We start from the raw sequence: 23425 nt of genomic DNA on the forward strand, positions 1-23425 counted from the left end.
TTTTCTAGGATTTAATTAAATAGAAACTAAAAATATGTTAATATGCACGGTTAAAATTTTAAAACTAAGGTTTGAGATGTTTAAAAAGGTCATCCACGGGATTTTCGGTACTAAAAACGATAGGATCGTCAAACAATACGCCAAGCGCGCAGCACAGATCAGTGCGCTTGAAGAAAACTACGCGGCGATGGACGATGCGGCGCTTAAGGCCGAATTTGAAGCGTTAAGAGCGCAAGTTCGCGCGGGCGAAAAGAGCACGGACGACGTGCTTAACGAAGTGTTTGCTATCGTGCGAGAGGCGGGCAAAAGAGTGCTAAATATGCGCCACTTTGACGTTCAGCTGATAGGCGGTTTGGTGCTAAACGACGGCGCGATTGCCGAGATGAAAACGGGCGAAGGAAAGACCCTCGTAGCGACTTTGGCGGTAGTGCTTAATGCGATGGAGGGCAAGGGTGTGCATGTCATAACCGTAAACGACTACCTAGCTAAGCGCGATGCTGCGCAAATGGGCGAGCTATATGAATTTTTAGGGCTTAGTACCGGTGTGATCGTAGGCGGCGAATACGATGACGCCAAGCGCAAGGCCGCATACGCGTGCGACATCACCTACGGTACGAACAACGAGTTCGGTTTTGACTACCTGCGCGATAATATGAAATTTAGCGCAGATGAAAAGGTGCAGCGTGGGCATCATTTCGTAATCGTCGACGAGGTCGATAGCATCCTAATCGACGAAGCCAGGACGCCACTTATCATCTCAGGTCCTACGAATCGCACTCTAGATGGCTACATCAAGGCAAATGAAGTAGCTCGCCAAATGATCCGCGGTGAGGCGCCAGCCGATCCGAAAGGCAAGGCGACGGGTGATTTTACCGTAGATGAGAAAAATCGCGCCGTTTTGATTACAGAGGCAGGAATCTCAAAAGCCGAGAAGCTTTTTGGCGTCGATAACCTCTACAGCCTTGAAAATGCCGTGCTTAGCCACTACCTTGATCAAGCACTTAAGGCGAATTATCTATTTGAAAAGGACGTGCACTACGTCGTGCGCGACGGACAGGTCGTAATCGTGGATGAATTTACAGGGCGTCTGAGCGAGGGTCGCAGATTCAGCGAAGGCTTGCATCAGGCGCTTGAGGCCAAAGAGGGCGTACAGATCCAAGAGGAGAGCCAGACTCTTGCCGACATTACCTTTCAAAACTACTTCCGCCTTTACGAAAAGCTCGCCGGTATGACGGGTACGGCGCAGACGGAAGCGACGGAATTTTCTCAAATTTACAAGCTCGAAGTGGTCTCTATCCCCACAAACGTGCCGGTCATCAGAAAGGATCAAAACGATCTTATCTACAAGACCGAGCGCGAGAAATTTGACGCCGTCATAAATGAGATCAAGCGGCTAAATTCTAAAGGTCAGCCCGTGCTCGTGGGTACGGCGTCGATCGAAAAAAGCGAGAAGCTGCACGAGCTTTTGGTTAAAGAAAACATCGCGCACTCCGTGCTAAACGCTAAAAATCACGAGCGCGAGGCGCAGATCATCAAAGACGCAGGCGTAAAGGGTGCCGTAACGATCGCTACGAATATGGCGGGACGCGGCGTGGATATCCGCATAGATGATGAAGTGCGTGCTTTGGGTGGGCTATATATTTTAGGTACCGAGCGTCACGAAAGCCGCCGTATCGATAATCAGCTCCGCGGACGAAGCGGACGTCAAGGCGATCCGGGCGAGAGTAGGTTTTTCTTAAGCTTGGAGGATAATCTGCTTAGAATTTTTGGCAGCGACAAGATTAAAAATATCATGGATCGCTTGGGTTTGAAAGACGGCGAACATATCGAATCAGGCATGGTTTCGCGCGCCGTAGAAAATGCACAAAAAAAGGTCGAGAGCTTACACTTTGAAGCACGTAAAAATATCCTAGAATACGACGACGTCGCAAACGAGCAGCGCAAGACGATCTATAAATATCGCAACGAGCTTTTAGACCCCGACTACGATCTGAAAGATAAAATCATTCAAAACCGCAAGGAGTACATCTCTAGCGTGCTTGAGGAGCTTGAAATTTTCGACGGCGCAAATATCAAAGAGGTAGATAAATTCCCGATTGTCGCCAAAATCGCTCAAGAAACGGGCGAGGTGCTCGAAAACAGCGAGCTTGAGAAGGTCGATGATTTCAAAGAGCTGAAAGAAAAGATCATCGGCGCGCTTGCCGTTTCGTATGAAAACAAGATGGCGCCGATCGATCCGCAGCAGCGCAAAAGTATCGAAAAGATGCTTTATCTGCAGATCGTCGATCGCGACTGGCGTGAGCATCTGTATCAGATGGATATCCTAAAAGCGGGCATCGGACTTCGCGGCTACAACCACAAAGACCCGCTTACGGAGTATAAAAAGGAGAGCTACAATCTTTTTATGGAGCTTGTAATGCGCCTCAAATCCGATAGCATCCGCTTGCTGCATTCAATCCAGTTTAAATCTAGGGAGGAGATCGAAGCTGAGCAGCGTGCGATGCAGGAGCGCATGGAGAGCTCAAACGCCAAAGAACTCGCCGCCGCAAGCACGAATGAAGCGCAGCTAAAGGGCCCCGATGAGTTTGGCGACAAAAAGCCTAAGCGAAACGATCCTTGCCCTTGCGGCAGCGGCAAAAAATACAAAGACTGCCACGGCAAGGGCGGTCCTAAAAAAGGCGGCTTTGCGAGGTAAGCGCGACGATCGGTCGTAATATCGCGCAATCGGTGATTTCGATTGCGAGTATTACGCGATCGGCGCTTCTCGATCTTGCTTTGCTTCTGTGTTCAGCGGATATGTCGCGGGCGAAAGGCGTCATAAAATTTTAAAGAGGCTTAATCGCGAGGCAGCGCGCAAAGATGTGCGATGGGGCGGAATTTTAGTTTTGAAATTTTAAAATTTAAAAGCGTGCCTGATGCTTTGCTGCATATTTTCATAGCGCTCTGTTTCGGTGCGCCGTGCGGTAAAACGCAAGCCAATCAGCGCGTGATACTTAAATTTAGCGTGCGGCCAAGATGCTGCTCGCAGTTAAAATTTTAAATTTATGCGATTAAAGGCGAACTTTCAAGCAAAGTTCGTCTTTAAATTTTAAGAATTTTAAAATTCTAAAAGATTTGGAATTTCTAAAATTTTAAAATTTTGAGGCGTTTGAAATTTTAAAATTTAGAATTCTGATTTAGAATTTCAAGGTTTCGGCAAGACGATCTGTTTGGTTTGTCGTATCCGATATCGCTCGGGGTAAATTTTATTTGTGTATAAAAATAGATTGTAGCGCGATTTTAAATTTTTAAAACTCGCTGAGGTTTAAACCGGCTACCAATCAAGCAAAGTGCAAGAAGCAATAGAGTAGAATTCTATCCCGTTGGGAGTTAAAGCTCATCTTCCACTATCTTTAAATTTAACTTCAATTTTGTCCCGTTGGGATTTGAAATATTTCAAGAGTGTTTAAAATTATAGTTCATACCTAGTTAAAATTCTATTTAGTTAAAACTTAGTATTCCAAGGTGTGAAGCCTGTTTTTGAAATTTCAAAATTTCAAAATACCTAAAATTTCACATAAAATTTAACGCTAAATTTTATGTGAAATTTTACAAGGACGGCTTTTTGGTAAAGTATTTATTATTCAAATATCTCAGATTCGACCGCTCCCAGCCCTTCATTACGCTTTCGGCGCTACTTGCGTTCTTGGGCGTCGGCGTGGGGCTTACGGTGCTGATCGTCGCGATGGCGATAATGAACGGTTTCGATAAAGAATTCGAGCGCAAGCTATTTACGATGAACTACCCGATCACGATCCACAGCCACTTTCGCGGCGGCATTTCAAAAGACGACGTGGAGGGGCTGCGAGCGGACTTTCCAGATCTGATCTTTAGCCCCTACATCAGCTCTCAAGTCATCGCTAAAAGCGGCGAGAAACTCGAGGGCGGGCTGATTTTCGGCGTAAATTTAAACGATGAAAAGCGCATCAACTCCGTCGTCGCAGCAGGCGCCAAAGACGCCAATCTAACGGACTACGGCATCATGATAGGGCGCGGGATCAAGGACGAATTTATGCTGGATGATGGCAGTAAGATTACGATGATCTTTACTAAGAGCGATCCGGGTGGCTTTGCGCTGATCCCCAAGATGAAGCGTTTTGACGTGCGCGCGGATTTCAGCTCGGGGCTGATCGCCTACGACAAGGCGTATTCCTACGCAGACGCGAGCGATCTAGCCAAAATTTTGGGTTACGACGAGGGGACCTTCGACGGCGTGCATGTTTTTTCAAACGATCCGTTTAAGGATCTGGAGCGTATTAAAAAAAGCCTCCCTAGCGGCACTAACGCCGTGGGCTGGTGGCAGCAAAACGGCAATTTTTTCAGCGCCCTTGCGCTTGAAAAGCGCGCGCTTTTTATCGTGCTGATGCTGATAATCCTGGTCGCGAGCTTAAATATCGTAAGCTCGCTTCTGATGACCGTGATGAACCGCCGCCAAGAGATCGCGCTTTTACTTAGCCTGGGTGCCAGCAAAAAGGAGGTCAAAAGGACCTTTTTCGCGCTCGGAGCCACAATCGGCGGCGGCGGCATCATATTCGGACTCATTTTGGGCTTATTCGGCGTGTGGCTGCTCGGAAGCTTCGACATCGTAAATCTGCCGGCCGACGTTTACGGAAGCTCGAAGCTGCCGATGGAGCTCTCGCTAGGCGATTTAGCGATGATTTTAATCGGCGCGGTGCTTATCGTGGCACTTTCGTCATGGTACCCGGCCAAAAAAGCCACGCAGATCGACGTATTGCAAACGCTGCGCAACGAGTAGCTTTAAACGCGGCGCCTTTAAAATTCGGCGAAATTTTAAAATTCCAAAGTGGCGCGGCTTATTTGGCGTGGCATTTCGGCGCGCGGGTAGAGGCTGCGCGATCTTGCACGGCGCGCGTTGCGTAAATATCGCACTAATACGATTTGTATCGCCAGAATTTTAATTTTTTCGCGAGATTGTAAGCTGCGCGAAGTCTAAATTTTGACGAAATTTGTATCATTAGAATTCGCCAAAATTTTAAATTTAAAAAGAGGGCAAATTTTATGAAATGCTTTCTAAATTTTGTAAAATTTTGAAACCACTCAAAGATGAAATCATAAAAATTTTGAAAGGATCTATGGTGAAAAAGATCGTTTTGTTTCTGTGCGCGGCGCTGTTTCTATGCGGCTGCTCTAGGAGTGGACCGCAAGATGTCCCAGAGCCAGAGCAAAATAAGGCACCGAGCTACCATTATACAGGCTACTATTACGCATAGCGTATATTGCGCGGCGAGCGGCGATGCGAGGCGTTTAACGGCGAGAAAATGGAAACATTGTAGTTTTTGCTCATTCGTGGACAAAAGCTCTCAAGCCTGCAATACAAGCCTTAGCAGCGTTGCAGCCTGAATATAGCGGTGTCAAGGTGTCCATCCGTCTATAATGACGATAAAATTTAGGCTTATTTGAGCAGGCTTAAATTCAGGACGAAATTCTTTTTAAAATTCCTTCAAATTCCCATAAATCCCGCTGAATAAATCTAAATTTTATAAATTTTAGGGTAACATTCCCTATTTCTCAAAAAGGCTTTAAATGACTTTAATCGACGGCAAAAGCATAAGTGCGAAGGTAAAAGAGGAGATCAAATCGGTCGCTTCAAACCTTGCCGCAAAGGGCGTAGAGCCCGCGCTGGCGGTGATTTTGGTAGGCGAGGACGCGGCTAGCAAGACCTATGTCGCGAGCAAGGAAAAAGCCTGCGCCGCCTGTGGGATCCGATCCGTAGCGCACCGCTTGAGCTCCGACGTGAGCGAGGCGGCGCTTTTAGAACTGATAGAAAATTTAAACGAAGACGAAAGTATCGACGGCATCTTGGTGCAGCTGCCGCTTCCAAGGCATATCGATACGAATAAAATTTTAGAAAAAATAAGCCCGCAAAAGGACGTGGACGGATTTAGCGCGATAAACGTAGGCAGGCTTACTAGCGGGCTTTCGGATGGTTTTGTGCCTTGCACTCCGCTTGGCGTGATGCGCCTGTTTGAGGAATACGGCGTGCAGATCGCGGGTAAAAACGCCGCCGTGCTGGGTCGTAGCAATATCGTAGGAAAGCCGATGGCTAGCCTGCTTCTAAATGCCGACGCTACCGTCACTATCGCTCATAGTAAAACGAAAAACCTAAAGCAACTTTGCGCAGACGCCGATATTTTGGTCGTGGCGGTCGGCAAGGCGCATTTTGTGGGCGCCGATATGGTAAAACAAGGCGCAGTGGTGATCGACGTAGGGATCAATCGCGGCGAGGACGGCAAGCTAAGAGGCGACGTCGATTTTGACGCGGTCGCGCCAAAATGCTCGCTCATCACGCCCGTACCCGGGGGCGTGGGGCCGATGACGATTGCGATGCTTTTGAGCAATACGATAAAATCGGCGAAAAATCGCTTAAGACAAAGAGCCTAAATGAAAATACTAAGCAAAATTTATCACTTTTTATCGAGTTGGACGGGGACGGTCATCGTCGTTTTATTCGTCATTCTTTTTGTTGCGCAAGCCTTCGTGATCCCCAGCGGATCGATGCGTACTACGCTTTTGGAGGGCGATTTTCTATTCGTTAAAAAATTTAGCTACGGCATCCCGACCCCGCATATTCCATTTGTAGAGTGGCAGGTGGCTCCTGATAGCGACGGCGACGGGCATATCATCCGCGGCGAGGGTCCGAAACGCGGCGACATCGTGGTTTTTCGCTATCCGCTTAATGAAAAAATGCACTTTGTAAAGCGAAATTTTGCCGTAGGCGGCGACGAGGTGATATTTGATCTGAATAATTTCTACCTTCGTCCGCATGAAGGCGACGAGTTCATTGCTGCGAACTATGATGCTCGCAACATTGTGATTTTAGGTGGCGAAAAATATGTCAAAGAGCCGTATAAATTTAAGGGCATTCACTACGACCCTAATGCTAGAAACTCAATGCTAACAAATGTCAAAATCGCACTTGAGAAGGGTGAATTTTCTATGAAACCCATTAGTCTAAGCGAAATTCCTCATAGCCTCGAAGCTGCGGGGATAAGCTTCAATGCCTTTTACATCAAAGTGCCGCAGGATGAGTATTTTATGATAGGCGATAATCGAAATAATTCCGCCGATAGCCGCTTCTGGGGTCCGGTACCTTATCGTCTGATCGTCGGTAAGCCGTGGTTTACATATTTTAGTATTGACGCCGATCGCAAGATCCGCTGGGAGCGAATCGGGCGTTTCGTCGATACCTTGCAAAACGATGAGAGTTTAATCTACGAGCAAAAATAAGGAGCGGTAATGCAAATAAATAAAATTTTCATAGCGAGCGATCATGCGGGCTTTCATGCCAAAGAGCAAGCTAAAAAAGCGCTCGCCGCTTTAGGTTACGAAGCGGTCGATCTTGGCACGCATAGTGCCGAAGCGAGCGTGGACTATCCCGATTTTGCGGACACGTTGGCGGATAAAATTTTAGCCGAATGTGAAGCTTGCGCGCGAAGTGAAAATTTTAAAGAAAACGACGGCATAAATTCCGCTGCAGCCGCGGAAAATTCCGAAGCGGGCGGCAGTGAAAATTTCGGCGCAAGTATAAACGGCTGCGGAAATTTTAACGACGCCGTACAATGTAGCGAGAAAAATGAAAATTTTAACGCTGTTAAAAACACTAGTCGTCAAAATTTTAACGCTAGCGGAAGCATGACTACCTGCGTAAATGCAGCCGTAAGCCCTAATGCGAGCGAAGATAAAATTTTAAATTCCACAAGTTATGGCATTTATGGAATTCTTATCTGCGGTACGGGCATCGGTATCAGCATTGCTGCAAACCGCCACGCTCACATCCGCTGCGCGCTGTGTCATGACGCAACGAGCGCTAGACTAGCTAGAGAGCACAACGACGCCAACGTCCTAGCCTTCGGCGAGCGATTGATGGGCGCGCTGGTGATCGAAGATATGATTGGGGCGTTTTTTAATACCGATTTTGCGGGCGGTAGGCACATTAAGCGCGTCGCAAAGCTAGGCGTTTGCGGTAGTGCGAATTGTGTGCATGGATTTGACGAAGCGAATTCCATTCAGAATTCCGCTCAAAATTTTACGGAACAAAGCTGTGACGCTAATTTAAATGGGCAGAATTCTAAATTAAGCTTCGCAAGCGAAATCCCTTCTAGCAAAAATCCTATCCACACGGATTCCGCATTAAATTTTGCGCGGAGCTTTAACGATAAAAATTCCTTATTTACCGGCCAGAATTCCTTGATAAGCTTTGGTGGTGCACATCATATAAATTTAAATTCTACGCACGCAAAGATAATCTTTGATGGGAAAAATCCATTGGGTAAAAATTCTACTAGTGCAAATTTCGCGTTAAATTTTGCGCGCGAGAGCGTTTGTGAGAAAAATTTCGCTCAAAAAGCTAGCCGCAAAGATTTTGTCGGTTTGAACCCAGCAATTATAAATTTCAAGGCTACAAATTCCGTCTGTGTGGGCGTTAAGCCAGAAAACGTAAATTGCGCTAGTACGGGTTTAACAGATACGAATTTTGCTATTGCGAGCGTAAATTTAAAGGAAGCAAATCTTTCTAGCATAGATTTTAAAAGCTTAAATTCTGCCTATTTTAGCGCAACCTCCGCTACTATGCGCTTTGCAAATTCAAATAAAGGAGGCGAGCAATGAGCGTAGCATTAGGTGTTTTAGCGCTATTTTTTGCAGCGCTACTTATTCTATCGATCCGAAAAAATTCTAAAATTTACGCCTTACTTCGCAAGAGCGAAGAAAGAATTTCAAAGCTTAAAAGCGATAACGAAAAGCTTAAAACTGCCCTTCGCTTCGGCATCGAGGCTCTGCAAAACGAGGAGAGCGAAAACTGTAGCTTAAAAATCCAAAACGCAAGATTGAAAAGAGGTAAGCTATGAAAAGCTTAAGCAGCGAGCAAAAGAGCTATTTATTTCGCTCGATCCGCACCGTGCGCGACTTCCCAAAGCCCGGTATTTTGTTTTACGATATCACGACGCTCGTAGGCGATCGCGAGGCGTTTAATTTCCTGCTTGATCATCTAGCCGAGCGCTACGCTGATTACGGACTTGATTACATAGTAGGCATAGAAAGTCGCGGATTTATTTTTGCAGCGGCGCTTGCGGCGAGGTTGAGGGTCGCTTTTGTGCCGATTAGGAAGCCAAAGAAGCTTCCTTATATCACGATTTCACAAAAATACAGCCTTGAATACGGCTTCGATCAGGTTGAGATGCACGTGGATGCATTCTCCGGCGTACAGGATGCCAAGGTGCTGCTAATCGATGATCTAATAGCCACCGGAGGCACCGCACGGGCGGCATTAGATCTCATCGCGCAGACGCAGGCCAAGTGCGTCGAGGCGTGCTTTTTATTAAATTTGCGCGAGTTAAACGATCTAGGCGAGTTTTCGCGTCGCACAAACGTTTATTGCGTTTTAGAGGCGTGATTTTGGAAGAGCTACTTAAAAATTTACTGCAAGAATACCACCAATACGCCTATATCGTGCTTTTCGTTTGGTGCATTTTAGAAGGCGAAATCGCGCTGATTTTAGGCGGCATAATGGCGCACGAGGGTCATATAAATTTGCCGCTAGGTATCTTTGTCGCGGGCCTTGGGGCATTTTGCGGCGATCAGTTTTATTTTTATATCGGTCGCTACAACAAAAAATATATCAGTAAAAAGCTCGCGGCGCAGCGCCGAAAATTTGCGATCGCGCACCTGCTTTTGCAACGCTACGGCTGGCCGATAATTTTAATGCAGCGCTATATGTATGGCTTCCGCGTCATCATCCCAATGAGTATCGGCATCACTCGCTACAGCGCAAAGAAATTTGCGATCATCAATCTTTTTAGTGCTTGGTGCTGGTCGGGCGTAACGATGGTTTTGGCGTGGTATTTTGGCGAGGAGATCTGGAGCGGGCTGCGGCTAATCGAGCAACACTGGTATTTTGCGATACCTATCATAGGCGGAATTTTATATCTATTTTTTAGGTTATTTAAACGTATGGAAAATCACTTTATGAACTCACGAAAGGAACGAGATGAAAGTAAAACTGCTAGATCGTAAAATTAACGAGATAGAGGCGGATTTTGAAGTTATTTTAGTCGTGGATAAAAATTTAAATCACGAATTTATTAAAGACGCGGATAAGTTTGCACTTTTTAATTATAAAGGCGAGGGCAATCTGCTGTTAGCTGAGAGCGGGCGGCTGTACATTGGCGTCAAAGCGCTAGAATATGACCGCGTCCGCACAGCACTTGCGAGCGCATACAACACGCTTAAGGGCTACGCGATCAAAAATTTTAAAATCGCCTTTTATAAATGCGGCTGCGACCGCAGAAGCACGATGGCGATGGTCGAGGGCGTGCTTTTGGGCGGTTATGAGTTTAATAAATACAAAAGCGATAAAAAAAACTCCAGCTTGAATGAAATTTTAATCTCTACGCAAGAGTACGGCGGCAGTAGCCCCGACGTGCAAAAGATGAACTACGGCGTACAGCAGGGCATCGTGATGGCAAACGCCGCAAATTTTGCGCGCGACGGCGTCAATGAGATCCCTGAAATTTACACGCCCGAAAAGATGGCGAGTGAGGCTGAAATTTTAGCCTCGAACTACGACGATGTGAGCGTTAAAATTTACGACGAAGACTTTTTGCGCGAGCAGAATATGAATGCGTTTTTAGCGGTCAATCGCTCCAGCGCTCATCCGCCGCGCCTCATCCATCTGATCTATAAACCGCAGCGCTGCCTAAAGCGCGTCGTTTTCGTCGGCAAAGGGCTTACTTACGACAGCGGCGGGCTAAGCCTCAAGCCTGCTGATTATATGCTTACGATGAAAAGCGATAAAAGCGGCGCGCTTGCTGCGATGGGCATCATCAAGGGCGCCGCCGAGCTAGAGCTGCCGTTTGAGATACACGCGGTTATCGGCGCTACCGAGAATATGATCGGCGGCGATTCCTATAAGCCCGACGACGTGCTACTTAGCCGCAGCGGCGTAAGTATCGAGGTGCGAAACACCGACGCGGAGGGCAGGCTCGTGCTTGCCGACTGCCTAAGCTACGCGCAGGATCTTGCTCCCGATCTACTGATAGATATGGCGACGCTTACCGGCGCTTGCGTCGTGGGGCTCGGCGAATACACGAGCGGCATCATGGGAAACAGCGAGGAGCTAAAGCGTAAATTTAAAGATCTTAGCGGATCAAGCGGCGAGCTATTTAGCATTTTGGAATTTAACGATTATCTACGCGAGCTAATCAAAAGCAGTATCGCAGACGTTTCCAACTGCGCTTCCAGCAGGTACGGCGGTGCGATAACCGCGGGGCTGTTTTTGGATAAATTTATAAAAGAGGAGTATAAAGACAAGTGGTTACATCTTGATATTGCGGGCCCTGCGTATCTGGAAAAGGCGTGGGGCTATTACGCCGCGGGCGCGACTGGCGCGGGCGTGAGAGCAAACTTATATTTCTTGCAGGCTCTAGCCAAAGAGCTAAAGGACGTGTAGATGGGGCTGTCAGTAGGGATCGTAGGGCTTCCGAATGTCGGTAAATCCACCACATTTAACGCTCTTAGCGGTGCGCAAAACGCACAGGCGCAGAACTATCCATTTTGCACGATCGAGCCCAATAAAGCGGTCGTGCCCGTGCCCGATGCGCGGTTAGCAAAGCTGGCGGACATCGTTAAGCCCGGTCGCATCGTGCATTCGACCATTGAGTTTGTAGATATCGCGGGCCTCGTGCGCGGAGCTAGCAAGGGCGAGGGGCTGGGGAATAAATTTCTTTCAAATATCCGCGAGTGCGAGATCATCCTTCATATCGTGCGCTGCTTCGAAAGCGGCGACATAACTCACGTTGAAGGCTGCGTCGATCCTATCCGCGACATCGAGATCATCGAAACCGAGCTTATTTTAGCGGACATAGAGCAGCTTAGCCGCAAGATCGAGCGCCTCGGTAAGGAAGCCAAAGCAAATCAAAAGGGCGCTAAAGAGGCGCTAGCCGTAGCAAACGAGCTTTTGGCGCATCTAAACGACGGCAAGCCCGCTTCAAATTTCGCGCTCAAAGAGGATGAAAGCTACATCGCTTTAAATCGCGAGCTGCGCCTGCTTAGCGCCAAAGATGTAATCTACGGCGCAAATGTGGACGAAGACGGTATCGCGCAGGATAACGAATATGTCGCGCGCGTAAAGAAATACGCAAATGCCCGCGGCGCCGAAGTAATCAAGCTCTGCGCCAAGATCGAAGAGGAGCTCATAGGGCTAAGCGACGAGGAGACGCACGAGATGCTGCAAAGCCTGGGCGCGCAGCAAAGCGGGCTGGAGCTCATCATCAAGCGCTCCTTTGCGAAGCTCAGCCTCATCAGCTACTTTACCGCCGGCGAGATGGAGGTGCGCGCGTGGACGATCACGAAAGGCTGGAAGGCTCCGAAGGCCGCGAGCGTGATCCACAACGACTTTGAGCGCGGCTTCATCCGCGCCGAGGTGATCGGATTTGATGATTTTATCGCGTGCGGCGGCGAGAGTAGGGCGAAAGAAGCAGGCAAAATGCGCCTTGAGGGCAAGGACTACGTCGTGCAAGACGGCGACGTGATGCATTTTAGATTTAATGTTTAAATTCTTTTTTAGGTGCGTTGAAATTCGGTCTGCGCTAGCTTTAAAATTTTGTAAAATTTCGGCTCAAATGCGAGTTTAATAAAATTTTGATTTTGCGCGTAGTGGCTTTTGGCTGAAATTTGTATCGCTAGAACAAAACGAAACTTGTGCGCCAAAGCTTCGTTAAATTTCACGGCGAAATTTAGTCGGCTTGACTTGCGTTGAAATTTTACGCAAGCGAAGTCGCCTCGCGCAGGATTTGCGCTTAAAACTGCCCGGTAAAATACGTCTAAGAAATACTTCCAAAATCGCGCCAAAATTTATACGCGGCGAAAACTGCGCGTAAATTTAAAGGGAAAATTTTAACTAAAAATCGCAATAGCTCGTATCTGCGCGCGATAGAATTTGAGTTCCATATTTAAATTTGCGGCTTACAAATTTGATATCCGGTGATTTTTAAATTTTACGATCTTAAATTTAAACATGTTTGTTTAGTATGCGGTGCGAACCGCGCTCGTAAAGCTAACCGTATTAAATTTGCCGCCGATAGGCGCGGCGGAATTTAGCGAAAATTTCAAAATCAAGCTTGCGATTAGTCCATCTTGCCGCACGAAATTAGGAGTCGCGGAATTTTGTCGCGTAGAATTCCGCCGTGCCACAGAGCCTTGCGGGAAAGATGAGCGAGTTTTTCTAGCGCCAGGCAAACAGCGCCTAGCAAGCGGCGCGAAATTTAAACTTAATTTTGGAGGATTATGCGAAATAAGCAGCCCTGTATCGAAGGCAGGATAGAAAACTTGCACGTCCGCGTCCTTAGGCAGGAGATCGAGACGCTCGTGCTTTTTGAGATAGGCGGCGTTCGCTTTCGTATGCGTTGCAGGTCGTTCTCGTTTGAGCAGGGCGATTTAGTGCGCGTAAAATACTGCAACCAAGGATATCTAGGCAGCCTCGTCGCCTTGGAGGTCGAGCGCCGCAGAACGCCTTTGGAATATGCCCGCGATTTTGCGTTGAGCGCGCTGGATGCCGCAAAACGCACGCTATCTTTAGCTTGGGACATTTTGATTACATTCGGTCTGATCTTTTTCGCCACGACGGTATTTTACGCGATCTATTTTGCGTTCGCAAAAGATGCATTCCCAAACATGGGCGATTTTTTCTATACTTGTGCGGGGCTTGCGCTTGTTGCGATGATAATTCTGGCATACGTTTACACGATCGTCCGCGCTATTGAAAAGCGCGCACCTCGCTTGACACGGATATTTTTGACGTGCACCTACTTTGCTATATTCCTTATGCTTTTTACTGCCGTTTTTATCATCGCGCTTGCGGTATTGCTTTATATTTGCGATATTTTGGGCTTTGGGGATTATTTCTTTTCTTGTTTAGTGCTCGCATTCGTGTGTTCGTATCTGGTTTGCTCTACCTACATGCAAAAACTCTCATCGTGGCGCAAGCGTCATAAAAAGTAGTACCTCTGCCGCATAAATACACAGCGCGGAATTTCATAATTACGTCGCCTCAAATTTTACATATTAGAATTTCGCGCTGTGCTATAAATTTTATGCGCCGCGAAATTTTAAAATTCCGTTTCACGCGAATACGGCAAGAGGCGAAATTCCGCCACGCGAATAAAGCATACCGCCACGTTGTGAGCATCGATAATCTACTCGTTTATTCCGCCAAATTAATCCATGCCGCCGTAAATTTTACGTTTTAAATTTCACGCCGAATCTTTCGCGGCTAAAAAATACCTCGCAGAGCCGCTGTGCCCTCTACATGTCTGTACGGCAAGAAATAATGCACGAAATTTATGCAAGCTCCTCCAGACACGCATATTTCGGCGCTCAGTCTGTGTTTGACATGCGCAGAATCGAGATCAGGTATCTCTAATTCGCCGCTTTTGTAACCGCTATAGCCCATTTCTAGCGGCACCTCTAGCTCATCCTTTTCAAACACGATGCGCCCGCTTTGCACCTGCTCGAGTTTGATATTTTTCAGCACGATTCCAGGCGCGCTCACGTGGTCAAATTTTATACTTAGTTCATATGGGGCGCCGGTGGAATTATCGTCCGAGAAGTCGGGCTTCGGCTCGCGATCATCGCGCCATAATCGTCCGCCGATAGCGGTAGCTCTTAAGCTAGCGCTGATGCTAAAATCCTCCAGATCCAGCGAAGCGCTGCTAAAATCTAGGATGAGCGTCCATGATACGACGGTGCGGCCGAAAAATTTATCGGCAATCATATATGTGCCGAAAAGCGAGCTTATGACCACCCAAAACAGAAATATAAATTTAAAAACCTTACGTAAAACGAACTTTAACGTCCTCATCATTATCCTTTCAATTTAAAGCTTAAGCGGAATTTCGCCTGCAAATCCGCGGATTAAAATTCCGTGCAGAATTTCGCTTATGAAATTTCGCGCCTTTTCGGACTACGGCGGAATTTTAAGATAGAATTACGTGCCGAAATTTTGCTGCAAAATTATAAAACGAATTCCGTCCATGAAATTTTGCCTAGAACCACGCCTATAAAATTCTATGACGAAATTTGAAGATGAAATTTTATGGGCGGAATTCCATAGTTAAAATTTCGCGATGAAATTCCATAGCTAAAATTTCACGGCAGAGCCCAGAAATCAACTCCAGCGGCAGAATTCCACGCCTTAAAATTTTAAGAAAGTATGAAATTTTTTATCTGATCGCAGATCGCTTCTTCGGACTGCGCGGCATCGATTTTCAGGGTCTCAACGCCGCACGCCTTGCATGCCTGCGCCATAAGATCTTGCACACGCATTAGGTATCTCAGCCCGCGAGCCTCGATTATATCGCTGCTAGCGCGCGTTTTAAGCCGCCGCCCGATGAGCTGTTCGTCTGCCGAAAACAGCACGATTTTATCTGCGAATTTGCCCCCGAGCGCAAATTTATTAAGCGCGATAAGCTCGCTAAGATCCGCGTTTTCGTCGTTTGCCAGCGCATAGGCAAGCCCCGAGATGAAGCCGCGATCGCTTAGCACGAGCCTGTCCGCGCCGCTCTTTATCACGCGCTCGTAGTGCTCGGCGCGGTCTGCGAGGAACAAAAGCAGCTCGGCGCGTTTTGAAATTTCGCCGCAGGCCTCGCGCAGATTTACGCTGCCGCGCGACCACTTAAAATCCTCGCCCAAAACGAGGCTTCGCACCGCCTCGCCGAGCTTCGTGCCGCCCGGCTCCTTGGTCACGATCGCCTGCGGGAAAGTCGCCGCCAGTCGCGCTATCTGCGTGCTTTTGCCCACGCCGTCGATACCTTCGAATATTACATACATTTTTCGCCTTTAAATTTGAGCGCTATTTTACAAATTTATAGCTAAATAGCGGCTTTTTTAAATAGCGGGGCATAAAATTTTGCCTCAAAATCGGGCTTTTGCGCGAGCTTGTGCGAGTTGCTTTTGATCTTTTGGCGTAAAATTTATCGGGCGCTTTTTTTGCTCGGCTCCTGCTCTTTGCGGCACGGCTCGCGGTTAAATTTAGCGCTTGGACGGATGCGTCGCATAAACAGCGAGCGAGCAAATTTTGCGCTTACGGACATGTACCGAGTAGGGTATAGCACCAGTCGATAAAAGACGGCGCGCCGTGCGGACAGAATGGTACGTCGGGCGAGGAGGGCGGCGCTTTTGCGGAGCAGGGCGGCGTTATGCAGAGTGGGGCGCATTGGGGCGGGCGAGTGCTGCGCGCGGTAACAAAACCGCGACGATAAAATTTTAAATTTTGCCCTTATACGCGCTTACAAGCTCTGGATTTATCGCTTTGAAATTTTTCCGCAGATCGCTAAGATCATAATCACTCGCCACGAGCGCAAAATCCTCGCTCAAGTCGAGCCCGAGCTCGCCGATATCCGCCTTAAGCTGCTTCGCGCACTCTAAAATAAGCTTTTTGGCTTGCGAGGATCTGCCATTTAGCCGTGTTTCTTGATTGAAAAGATCAAAAAGATTTGCCGTCTCGTCGTCCTCGTCCAACTCAGCCTGAAACTCATAATCGGCGACGTTCCAAACGATCCAGTTATCGTCATCGCCCTGCACAAGCCACTGTGCGCGCTGTTCTTGCGAGCCGAATCCGATCTGAGGTGGCAGCGAGCCCGTGTCGTTGTAGGCTAAATTTATGCAGTAGAGCTTGCAACCGGGCGCATGCTTTTTGATCGTCTCTTTAATCGCGGGCAGTAGCCTTTGCGCAGCGAGCTCATAGAGCTTTTTGTAGCTCATTTTTTTATCCGGTTTTCTGTAGTGCACGTAGCCGTCCTCGACTATTAAGCTTAGCTCGCCTATCGCGTCAAATTCGTAGTTTATGACGCGGTCGAATTTGCCTCCGTATGGATCCGTGCCGCGCCACTGCTTTTGCGCGAGCTTGCCGCCTTCGTAAGCGAAATTTTCTATCCAGTAGCCTTCGCTCGCAAAAGCCGAGTAAATGGACTTTAGCGTGCCATCCGCATAGACAAATCTTTTTACGTTCACGCATTTTTTATCGTAATAATCAAATCGGTAGCTTAAAATTTCATCCTGCCGCCAAAAATAAAACTCTTCGTAGAAATATTTTTCGCTCACATACTGCCTCTTAAAAACGGCGCGATCTTGCGCGTCAAAGCCGTATTCGTAGGCGTTTGCGATGTTTTTGGATGCTTCTTTTAAAACCCTACCTTTTGAGAAACGGTTGAACTCAAAATAAAACGGCTCTAAATTAATATACTCGTCCGACGCCCAGCGCCTGCTTACGACCTGCGCTTCGGCCCTCTTTTTTAGGGCTTCGTAGTCATCTTTTGCGCTTTTAAAAAGCTCTCGCAATTTTTCTATCTCATCCATTTGCTTATTCATTTTTATCTCCTGTGCAGTTTCAAATTTTAAATTTTATCCTTTTACGCTAGCTCGGGATTTATCGCTATGAAATCTTTCCTCAGATCGCTAAGATCGCAATCGGTAGCCGTGATCGTAAAATCATCCGTCATGTCGAGCGCAAATTCGCCAAGATCTGCTTTGAGCTGCTTCACGCACTCCCAAATGAGCTTTTTAGCCTGCGCATATTTATCATTTAGCTGCGTTTCTTGATTGAAAAGATCGAAAATTTTCGCCGTTTCGTAGTCTACTTCGACCTCGGCTCGAAACTCGTAATCAGGAACGAGCCAAAGAAGCCAGCCGTCCTTTCGTGCAAGCCACTGCGCGCGCTGCTCTTGCGAGCCGAATCCGATGATTGGCGGCAAACTCCTATTGTCGCAAGCTAAATTTATGCAGTAGAGTTTGCAATTCGGCGCGTGCTTTTTGATCGTCTCTTTAATCGCTGGCAGTAGTCTTTGTGCGGCGAGCTCATAGAGCTTTTTATAGCTCATATTCTTATCTGGCTTTTGATAGCGCACATAGCCATTTTCGGTTATTAAGCTTAGCTCGCCCATTGCGTCAAATTCATAGTTTGTTACGTCATTCCTTCTGCCTGCGCGAGGGTGCTCTACATACTCCCGTCTTTGTGCGAGCTTGCCGCCTTCGTAAGTAAAATTTTCTATCCCATAGGCGTTGTTGTCAAAGGCCGAGTAGATGGACTTTAGCTTGCCATTTTCATAGATAAATCTTTTTATGTTGAAGCATCCTACGCATCTTTTATTGTAGCAACCGAAATGATATTTTAAAACTTCATCCCGCCCCCAAAAATAAAGGTTTTCAAAGAAATGTTTTTTGCCGTCATGTTGTCTTTCAAAAACGACGCGATCTTGCGCGTCAAAGCCGTATTCGTAGGCGTTTACGACCTTTTTTGGTTTAGCTTTTAAAATTTTGCCCTTAAAGAAGCGGTTATATTCGAAATAAAACGGCTCTAAATTTAAATACTGATTTGATGCCCAGCGCCTACTTACGACCTGCGCTTCGGCTATTTTATTTAAGGCTTTGTATTCATCTCTCACGCTTTTTAAAAACGTTCGCAGTCTTTCTATCTCATCCATTTGCTTGTTCATTTTATCTCCCATGCAGCTTGCAAATTTTAAATTTAGCCGCGCCTGCGGGCTAAATTTCAGTCGCTTGCGAGCTCATTTTTTCAAAAATTTTAAAATTTCGCTCGGCACCAGGTGCGAGACATCACCGCCGTGGCTCAAAACGGAGCGGACGATCGAGCTTGAGATGAAGGCGTTTTTGAGCGTCGGCATCAAATACACGCTCTCAAATTCCTCCCATAGCGAGGCGTTTGCATAGCCGATCTGTAGCTCGTACTCAAAGTCGCTAACCGCGCGAAGCCCGCGGATTACGAAGCGCACGCCGCAAGATTTAGCAAAATCCACGAGCAGATTATCAAAGCTTTGCACGCTCACGCCGCGAAGTCCGCGTGTCGCGGCTCGCGCCATCTCTAGTCTGGATTTTAGGCTGAAGTAGGGTTTTTTGCTCTCGTTTAGCGCGACTGCGACGATGACTTCATCAAAAAGCCCTAGCGCGCGCTTGATGACGTCCAAATGGCCGTTCGTGATAGGATCGAAAGTGCCCGGATAGATACATTTTCTTGAGTTTTGCATTATTGCCACCTTTTAAATAGCTCATTTTGCACGCCTAGCGCGTCGCACCACTTGCCGATTATGAAATTTTTTAAATTTTGCACGCCGCAGTAGCCCGCGATCACGGGCGGAGCGATGATGACGCCGAGCGCGGCTAGCTCGCTCATCTGACGCAGGCTGATCGCAGAAAGCGGCATCTCACGCACGCCAAGAACCAGCCGCTTGTGCTCTTTTAACGCGACTGCAGCGGCGCGGGTGCTTAAGCTGTCGCAAAGCCCGCCGTAGATTTTGGCCAAAGAGCCAATAGAGCAGGGCGCAAAGATTGTGGCGTCAATGCCGAACGAGCCCGAAGCGGGCGGCGCGCCCAGATCGGTATTGGGATAAAATTTTACGCTCCTAAATTCCGCGGATTTTAAAGCCTCGTCCGCGTCTATGCCGCTTTCGGCGCGCAGGACGCGGCGCGCGCCCTGAGTAAGTACGGCGTGGATTTCATGCGGTGAGTTGGCAAGAAATTTAAGCAGATCAAGCCCGATCTCGCAAAAACTCGCGCCGCTTACGCAAACTAAAATTTTCATTTCAAGGCTTTCATATCGAAATTTTGTGGTTTAAAAGCGAATGGGGCGGAAAGAATTTTAAAATTTGAAGTTAAGATGGAGCGGGAAACGAGAGTCGAACTCGCGACATCAACCATGGCAAGGTTGCGCTCTACCACTGAGCTATTCCCGCATGCAGTAAAAATAAAGCGCGATTGTAGCCTATAAATTTTCATTTGTCAATAATTTCTCGCTTAAATTTCATAAATTTTTACGATTTCTCCAGCGCGAACTTTGTCACATTCGGGATCAGCCAAGAAAAAATGCGATGCTGCAGCCAGCGGTCTGATGCGCCCAGAAGGCGATGGCATAGGCGTAAAAACTCCGCCTTCATACGCACCTACGGTTAAATTTACTCTGCCGCTTTTTAGCTTCAGATCGCTTGCGAGCTTGGCATATATCGCCGTTTCTGCGCTAAAAGCCCCACCTGCGCCGCTAAGCTTAAATAGTATCGGCAGTATGACAGCGCGCGTAAGCACGAAAGCAGCCATTGGATTGCCTGCCATTGCAAAGACGAATTCGCCGTCTTTTGCGAAGCACTTGCTGGGGCGGCCGGGCTTGATATCAATGTGATCGAAAACCTGCAAAAATCCAAGTTCGCTCATAGCGCTTTGCATAAAATCCGCCTCCCCAGCGCTTGCTCCACCGCTGGTAATTAGCACGTCAAATTTACGCGTAGCAGTATCTAGCGCCTCGCAAACCGCGCTAAAATCATCCTTTAAAATCCCTAAATACTCATTTTCAAAGCCGTACTTTTGCAGCAATGCAGCAATACCGCTAGAGTTGGCGTTATAAATTTCGCGCTCGCTTGCGCTCTGCCACGGCTCTTTTAGCTCGTTTCCACTGGAAAATAGAGCGATTTTAGGACGCGCGTAAACGCTTGCTTCGTAAATTCCTTGCGCGGCAAGAAGCATGATTTTAGCAGGGTTTAAAATTTCGCCACAGCGCAATAAAAGCTCGCCCGCACGCACCTCCTCGCCTTTTTTACGAAAGCCGTCGTGGGCATGAACGAAAGCGGGGATTTTTAGAGTACCGCCTTGCGCGTCTACATCCTCTAGCCTCGCGACGGAGTCCGCGCCCGCAGGCATTGGCGCGCCGGTCATTATCTTTTGCGCTTGCGTAGCCTTGATTTCGTAGAATTTCTCATCTCCTGCAAAAATCGTAGGCTCTACGATCTCTAGCTCTTCGTCTTTGAAGTCCGCCGCGTAGGCATAGCCGTCAAGCGCCGAATTATCGAAGCAGGGCAGGTTTTTAAGCGCAGAAATATCGCTAGAAAGGATGCGACCTAGAGCGCTGGGAAGAGGTACCTTTTCGCTCTGCCTGCTTGATGTGATTCTAGCCGTAGCCAAATCTATAGCCTCATTTATTCCTATCATTTTAAGTCCTTTTTATCATTTTTTTACATTTTAAATTCGCGCAGTTAAGACCTTGCGTAGCCTTGAATTCTATATTGTGCCAAAGCTTGCAAAGCAAAATTTTACCCAAATAAATGCGCGAAATTTTACGGGCTCAATTGCCTTATTTTAATGCTAGTGTTACTTAAAATTTCAAAACATTTCGCTCGTAAAATTCCACTTTGCTTGCTCGCACAAGATTTTATTCCGAAGTCTTCATTCCTCAAGCCTCTGTATATCAGCACCAAGCGCACCAAGCTTAGCTTCCAGCCTCTCATATCCGCGATCTAGGTGGTAAATTCTATGTATTTTGCTCTCGCCGCACGCCGCAAGGGCGCCTAAAACGAGTGCCGAGCTGGCGCGCAGATCGGTCGCCATAACGTCCGCGCCGTTTAGCTTGCCGCCGCTGATAGTCGCGATGTGTCCGTTTAAGCGGATATCTGCGCCCATTCTCGAAAGTTCGCTAACGTGCATGAAGCGGTTTTCAAAAAGCCTCTCGTCGATAGTGCTGACGCCCGAGGAGATGCATGCTAGCGCCATAAACTGCGCCTGCATATCGGTAGGAAAGCCCGGATATTCGCTCGTGATGATCTCTACGGGTTTGATTTTTGAAGCGGGCAGGATCGTGATCTCGTCGCCGCCGTTTGAAATTTCAAATTTAAAGCCCATATCTTCAAATTTTGCAAGTACGGCGCCAAGATGAGCCGTGCAAGCGTGCGTGATCTTGATACGAGAGCCCGTGATCGCGCCTGCGCACAGATAGGTGCCTGCCTCGATGCGATCGGGAATGATTGAAATTTCATCGAAGCTTAAAAGCTCGCCGCCGCTTCCTTTGATGAGGATTTCGTTCGTGCCGATGCCCTCTATGTCGATGCCTGCGCTTTTTAATGCGTTGCAAACAGCTATCACTTCGGGCTCTTTCGCCGCGTTTATGATATGCGTGGTGCCGCTTGCTAAAGCCGCCGCCATTACGATATTTTCGGTGCCGGTGACGGTAATTTTGTCAAAATTTATAGTCGCGCCCTTAAGCCCCTTTTTTGCGGTGCAAACGACGTAACCTTGCTCGATCTTAACCTCCGCGCCCATCTTTTCAAGCGCGCTAAGGTGTAGATCGATCGGTCTGGCGCCGATCGCGCAGCCCCCCGGAAGGCTTACCTCGCAGTGTCTAAACCGCGCTAAAAGCGGCCCTAGCACCAAGATCGAAGCGCGCATTTTACGTACTATGTCGTAGATCGCTTTGGTCGAGTTTACCTCGCGCGGATCGATTTTGGCGATATTGGCATCAAGAAACTCGCACTTTGCGCCTAAATTTGAAAGCAGCTGAATTAGCGTGTGGATATCGGAAACTGCAGGTAAATTTTTAATTACAACTTCGTTTTTTGAAAGGATAGATAGGGCTATGAGCGGCAATGCGGCGTTTTTTGCGCCGCTTATTTTGACGCTGCCGCTTAGTTTTTTGCCCCCGTCAATTCGTAGATAATGCATGATTTCTCCGTGTAAAATTTCGGCGATTATACAGAATTTAGCTTTAAAGTTACCATTTTGTTACCACTGAGCGCTAAAATTACGCCTAAATTTAACCGTTACATAATTTTATAAGGATTTTTTATATGAAACAACTAATTATTTGCGCTTTGGGTGCGTTTTTGCTGATCGGTTGCTCCTCAAAAGCCCCGTCTGCTGGCAGCCAGCAAGCGTATGTCTTAAACGATCATGAAGAAGGAATAACTTCGGTGCCAGGAAGCGAGTTTAACCGCTCGCTAATCGCATCGGTGGACGATTACACCGGCACTCGCGCGGGAGGGGACTGCAGCGGATTTATCACCGTGCTAAATGATAAATACGATGATCTATTTTTTAACTCAAAAGATCTGCCAAAATACTTCACAAACGGACGCAAATCCCAAGCAATATATAATTATTACAGCCGTAGAAATTTACTCAGCAATACGCCGCGAGTAGGGGATTTGGTGTTTTTTCAAAACACCTTGCGCTCTAACAAAGGCAAGGTCAATAACGAAATCAGCCATATCGGCATCGTGCGCGAGATCTATGCTGATGGTCGCGTGAAATTCGTCCACAATACTCGTGGTAGAAATCAAGCGGACTTCGTAAATTTAAATAAGAAAAACGTCCATGTAGTGGGGCAAAAGATGGAAAATAGCTATATCGTCCGCTGCGGCAAAGACCGCATAAGCTGCCTAGCATCGAACCGCTTCGCAGGATACGGACGGGTGAATAACTAGAATTTTGAAAATTCTTTCGCCGTATTTTTTGAAAAATTTCTTATAACTTTTGGAATTTATTAGATTTTATGGAATTTTGCTAGACCTTTTAAAAATTCGCGGCGGTTTGATTTAGGCTC

Annotated in this window: 21 protein-coding genes, 1 tRNA gene and 2 pseudogenes; 14 read left to right on the forward strand and 10 right to left on the reverse strand. The window is 47.4% G+C overall.

The window, feature by feature from the left end; genetic code table 11:
• The first annotated feature begins 76 nt into the window (after positions 1-76).
• From secA to ychF, 12 genes and pseudogenes are all read left to right on the forward strand, one after another.
• Entirely contained in the window at positions 77-2695 is a 2619-nt protein-coding gene (secA, locus tag Q0323_RS06880; RefSeq protein WP_298052893.1) for a preprotein translocase subunit SecA, read from the forward strand.
• A gap of 909 nt (positions 2696-3604) precedes the next feature.
• A complete protein-coding gene (locus tag Q0323_RS06885; RefSeq protein WP_298052895.1) occupies positions 3605-4795 on the forward strand; it encodes an ABC transporter permease in 1191 nt (396 codons plus the stop codon).
• 340 nt (positions 4796-5135) lie between these two features.
• Positions 5136-5270: a hypothetical protein gene (locus tag Q0323_RS06890; protein ID WP_298052898.1), complete on the forward strand. Its 135-nt coding sequence runs from the start codon at positions 5136-5138 to the stop codon at positions 5268-5270.
• Positions 5271-5583: 313 nt separating this feature from the next.
• Positions 5584-6441 (forward strand): bifunctional methylenetetrahydrofolate dehydrogenase/methenyltetrahydrofolate cyclohydrolase FolD, encoded by an 858-nt coding sequence (gene folD / locus Q0323_RS06895; RefSeq protein WP_298052900.1) that lies wholly within the window; start codon positions 5584-5586, stop codon positions 6439-6441.
• Positions 6442-7287 carry a signal peptidase I gene (lepB, locus tag Q0323_RS06900; protein WP_298052905.1) on the forward strand — a complete coding sequence of 282 codons (846 nt, stop codon included), beginning with the start codon at positions 6442-6444 and terminating at the stop codon, positions 7285-7287.
• A gap of 9 nt (positions 7288-7296) precedes the next feature.
• Positions 7297-7461: pseudogene (locus Q0323_RS06905) on the forward strand (RpiB/LacA/LacB family sugar-phosphate isomerase); the annotation flags it as partial.
• Positions 7462-7770: 309 nt separating this feature from the next.
• Positions 7771-8013, forward strand: a pseudogene (locus Q0323_RS06910) (RpiB/LacA/LacB family sugar-phosphate isomerase); the annotation flags it as partial.
• 650 nt (positions 8014-8663) lie between these two features.
• Entirely contained in the window at positions 8664-8906 is a 243-nt protein-coding gene (locus Q0323_RS06915; RefSeq protein WP_177388948.1) for a hypothetical protein, read from the forward strand.
• Positions 8903-9451 (forward strand): adenine phosphoribosyltransferase, encoded by a 549-nt coding sequence (locus Q0323_RS06920; protein WP_291937052.1) that lies wholly within the window; start codon positions 8903-8905, stop codon positions 9449-9451. Before Q0323_RS06915 ends, Q0323_RS06920 begins: the two co-directional genes overlap by 4 nt.
• Positions 9452-9453: 2 nt before the next feature.
• The gene (locus tag Q0323_RS06925; RefSeq protein WP_297960895.1) at positions 9454-10071 is read left to right on the forward strand and encodes a DedA family protein; all 618 of its coding nucleotides are present in this window, start codon (positions 9454-9456) and stop codon (positions 10069-10071) included.
• Positions 10046-11506 carry a leucyl aminopeptidase gene (locus Q0323_RS06930; protein WP_298052907.1) on the forward strand — a complete coding sequence of 487 codons (1461 nt, stop codon included), beginning with the start codon at positions 10046-10048 and terminating at the stop codon, positions 11504-11506. The genes Q0323_RS06925 and Q0323_RS06930 overlap by 26 nt, the downstream gene beginning before the upstream one ends.
• Complete coding sequence (ychF, locus tag Q0323_RS06935; RefSeq protein WP_298052909.1) at positions 11507-12610, forward strand: redox-regulated ATPase YchF; 1104 nt, start codon at positions 11507-11509, stop codon at positions 12608-12610. It abuts the gene before it with no gap.
• A 470-nt stretch (positions 12611-13080) separates the two neighbouring features.
• Here ychF and Q0323_RS06940 read toward each other — a convergent pair whose 3' ends face one another.
• Positions 13081-13293, reverse strand: a complete 213-nt coding sequence (locus tag Q0323_RS06940; RefSeq protein ID WP_298052912.1) for a hypothetical protein — start codon at positions 13291-13293, stop codon at positions 13081-13083.
• A gap of 48 nt (positions 13294-13341) precedes the next feature.
• On the opposite strand from Q0323_RS06940, the gene Q0323_RS06945 reads away from it, so the two are divergent.
• A complete protein-coding gene (locus Q0323_RS06945) occupies positions 13342-14055 on the forward strand; it encodes a hypothetical protein (RefSeq protein ID WP_298052915.1) in 714 nt (237 codons plus the stop codon).
• A gap of 271 nt (positions 14056-14326) precedes the next feature.
• Here the strand turns inward: Q0323_RS06945 and Q0323_RS06950 are convergent, their stop codons facing one another.
• The 9 genes from Q0323_RS06950 to murA all read right to left on the reverse strand — a co-directional run bounded on the left by Q0323_RS06950 (position 14327) and on the right by murA (position 22545).
• Entirely contained in the window at positions 14327-14914 is a 588-nt protein-coding gene (locus Q0323_RS06950; RefSeq protein WP_298052918.1) for a hypothetical protein, read from the reverse strand.
• Positions 14915-15255: 341 nt separating this feature from the next.
• Positions 15256-15882, reverse strand: a complete 627-nt coding sequence (gene tmk, locus Q0323_RS06955) for a dTMP kinase (RefSeq protein ID WP_298052921.1) — start codon at positions 15880-15882, stop codon at positions 15256-15258.
• Positions 15883-16317: 435 nt separating this feature from the next.
• A complete protein-coding gene (locus tag Q0323_RS06960; protein WP_298052924.1) occupies positions 16318-17421 on the reverse strand; it encodes a hypothetical protein in 1104 nt (367 codons plus the stop codon).
• 41 nt (positions 17422-17462) lie between these two features.
• Positions 17463-18545, reverse strand: a complete 1083-nt coding sequence (locus Q0323_RS06965) for a hypothetical protein (RefSeq protein ID WP_298052927.1) — start codon at positions 18543-18545, stop codon at positions 17463-17465.
• 72 nt (positions 18546-18617) lie between these two features.
• Entirely contained in the window at positions 18618-19094 is a 477-nt protein-coding gene (gene coaD / locus Q0323_RS06970) for a pantetheine-phosphate adenylyltransferase (protein WP_177387474.1), read from the reverse strand.
• Complete coding sequence (locus Q0323_RS06975; protein ID WP_298052929.1) at positions 19094-19648, reverse strand: UbiX family flavin prenyltransferase; 555 nt, start codon at positions 19646-19648, stop codon at positions 19094-19096. Before Q0323_RS06975 ends, coaD begins: the two co-directional genes overlap by 1 nt.
• Positions 19649-19724: 76 nt before the next feature.
• Positions 19725-19799: transfer RNA gene (locus tag Q0323_RS06980), tRNA-Gly, on the reverse strand.
• A 61-nt stretch (positions 19800-19860) separates the two neighbouring features.
• Positions 19861-21042 (reverse strand): molybdopterin molybdotransferase MoeA, encoded by a 1182-nt coding sequence (locus Q0323_RS06985; protein ID WP_298052932.1) that lies wholly within the window; start codon positions 21040-21042, stop codon positions 19861-19863.
• 234 nt (positions 21043-21276) lie between these two features.
• The gene (murA, locus tag Q0323_RS06990; RefSeq protein WP_298052934.1) at positions 21277-22545 is read right to left on the reverse strand and encodes a UDP-N-acetylglucosamine 1-carboxyvinyltransferase; all 1269 of its coding nucleotides are present in this window, start codon (positions 22543-22545) and stop codon (positions 21277-21279) included.
• A gap of 125 nt (positions 22546-22670) precedes the next feature.
• Between murA and Q0323_RS06995 the strand changes: the two genes are divergently transcribed.
• A complete protein-coding gene (locus Q0323_RS06995) occupies positions 22671-23306 on the forward strand; it encodes an NlpC/P60 family protein (protein WP_298052935.1) in 636 nt (211 codons plus the stop codon).
• Positions 23307-23425 lie beyond the last annotated feature (119 nt).

The organism is uncultured Campylobacter sp. (genome assembly GCF_938030145.1).
Lineage (GTDB): Bacteria > Campylobacterota > Campylobacteria > Campylobacterales > Campylobacteraceae > Campylobacter_B.

Bases quoted from the DNA above. Each gene is read 5' to 3' on its own strand.
- secA (WP_298052893.1), top strand. From the start codon at position 77: ATGTTTAAAAAGGTCATCCACGGGATTTTCGGTACTAAAAACGATAGG.
- folD (WP_298052900.1), top strand. From the start codon at position 5,584: ATGACTTTAATCGACGGCAAAAGCATAAGTGCGAAGGTAAAAGAGGAG.
- lepB (WP_298052905.1), top strand. From the start codon at position 6,442: ATGAAAATACTAAGCAAAATTTATCACTTTTTATCGAGTTGGACGGGG.
- Q0323_RS06915 (WP_177388948.1), top strand. From the start codon at position 8,664: ATGAGCGTAGCATTAGGTGTTTTAGCGCTATTTTTTGCAGCGCTACTT.
- Q0323_RS06920 (WP_291937052.1), top strand. From the start codon at position 8,903: ATGAAAAGCTTAAGCAGCGAGCAAAAGAGCTATTTATTTCGCTCGATC.
- Q0323_RS06930 (WP_298052907.1), top strand. From the start codon at position 10,046: ATGAAAGTAAAACTGCTAGATCGTAAAATTAACGAGATAGAGGCGGAT.
- ychF (WP_298052909.1), top strand. From the start codon at position 11,507: ATGGGGCTGTCAGTAGGGATCGTAGGGCTTCCGAATGTCGGTAAATCC.
- Q0323_RS06945 (WP_298052915.1), top strand. From the start codon at position 13,342: ATGCGAAATAAGCAGCCCTGTATCGAAGGCAGGATAGAAAACTTGCAC.
- Q0323_RS06950 (WP_298052918.1), bottom strand. From the start codon at position 14,914: ATGAGGACGTTAAAGTTCGTTTTACGTAAGGTTTTTAAATTTATATTT.
- tmk (WP_298052921.1), bottom strand. From the start codon at position 15,882: ATGTATGTAATATTCGAAGGTATCGACGGCGTGGGCAAAAGCACGCAG.
- Q0323_RS06960 (WP_298052924.1), bottom strand. From the start codon at position 17,421: ATGAATAAGCAAATGGATGAGATAGAAAAATTGCGAGAGCTTTTTAAA.
- Q0323_RS06965 (WP_298052927.1), bottom strand. From the start codon at position 18,545: ATGAACAAGCAAATGGATGAGATAGAAAGACTGCGAACGTTTTTAAAA.
- coaD (WP_177387474.1), bottom strand. From the start codon at position 19,094: ATGCAAAACTCAAGAAAATGTATCTATCCGGGCACTTTCGATCCTATC.
- Q0323_RS06975 (WP_298052929.1), bottom strand. From the start codon at position 19,648: ATGAAAATTTTAGTTTGCGTAAGCGGCGCGAGTTTTTGCGAGATCGGG.
- Q0323_RS06985 (WP_298052932.1), bottom strand. From the start codon at position 21,042: ATGATAGGAATAAATGAGGCTATAGATTTGGCTACGGCTAGAATCACA.
- murA (WP_298052934.1), bottom strand. From the start codon at position 22,545: ATGCATTATCTACGAATTGACGGGGGCAAAAAACTAAGCGGCAGCGTC.
- Q0323_RS06995 (WP_298052935.1), top strand. From the start codon at position 22,671: ATGAAACAACTAATTATTTGCGCTTTGGGTGCGTTTTTGCTGATCGGT.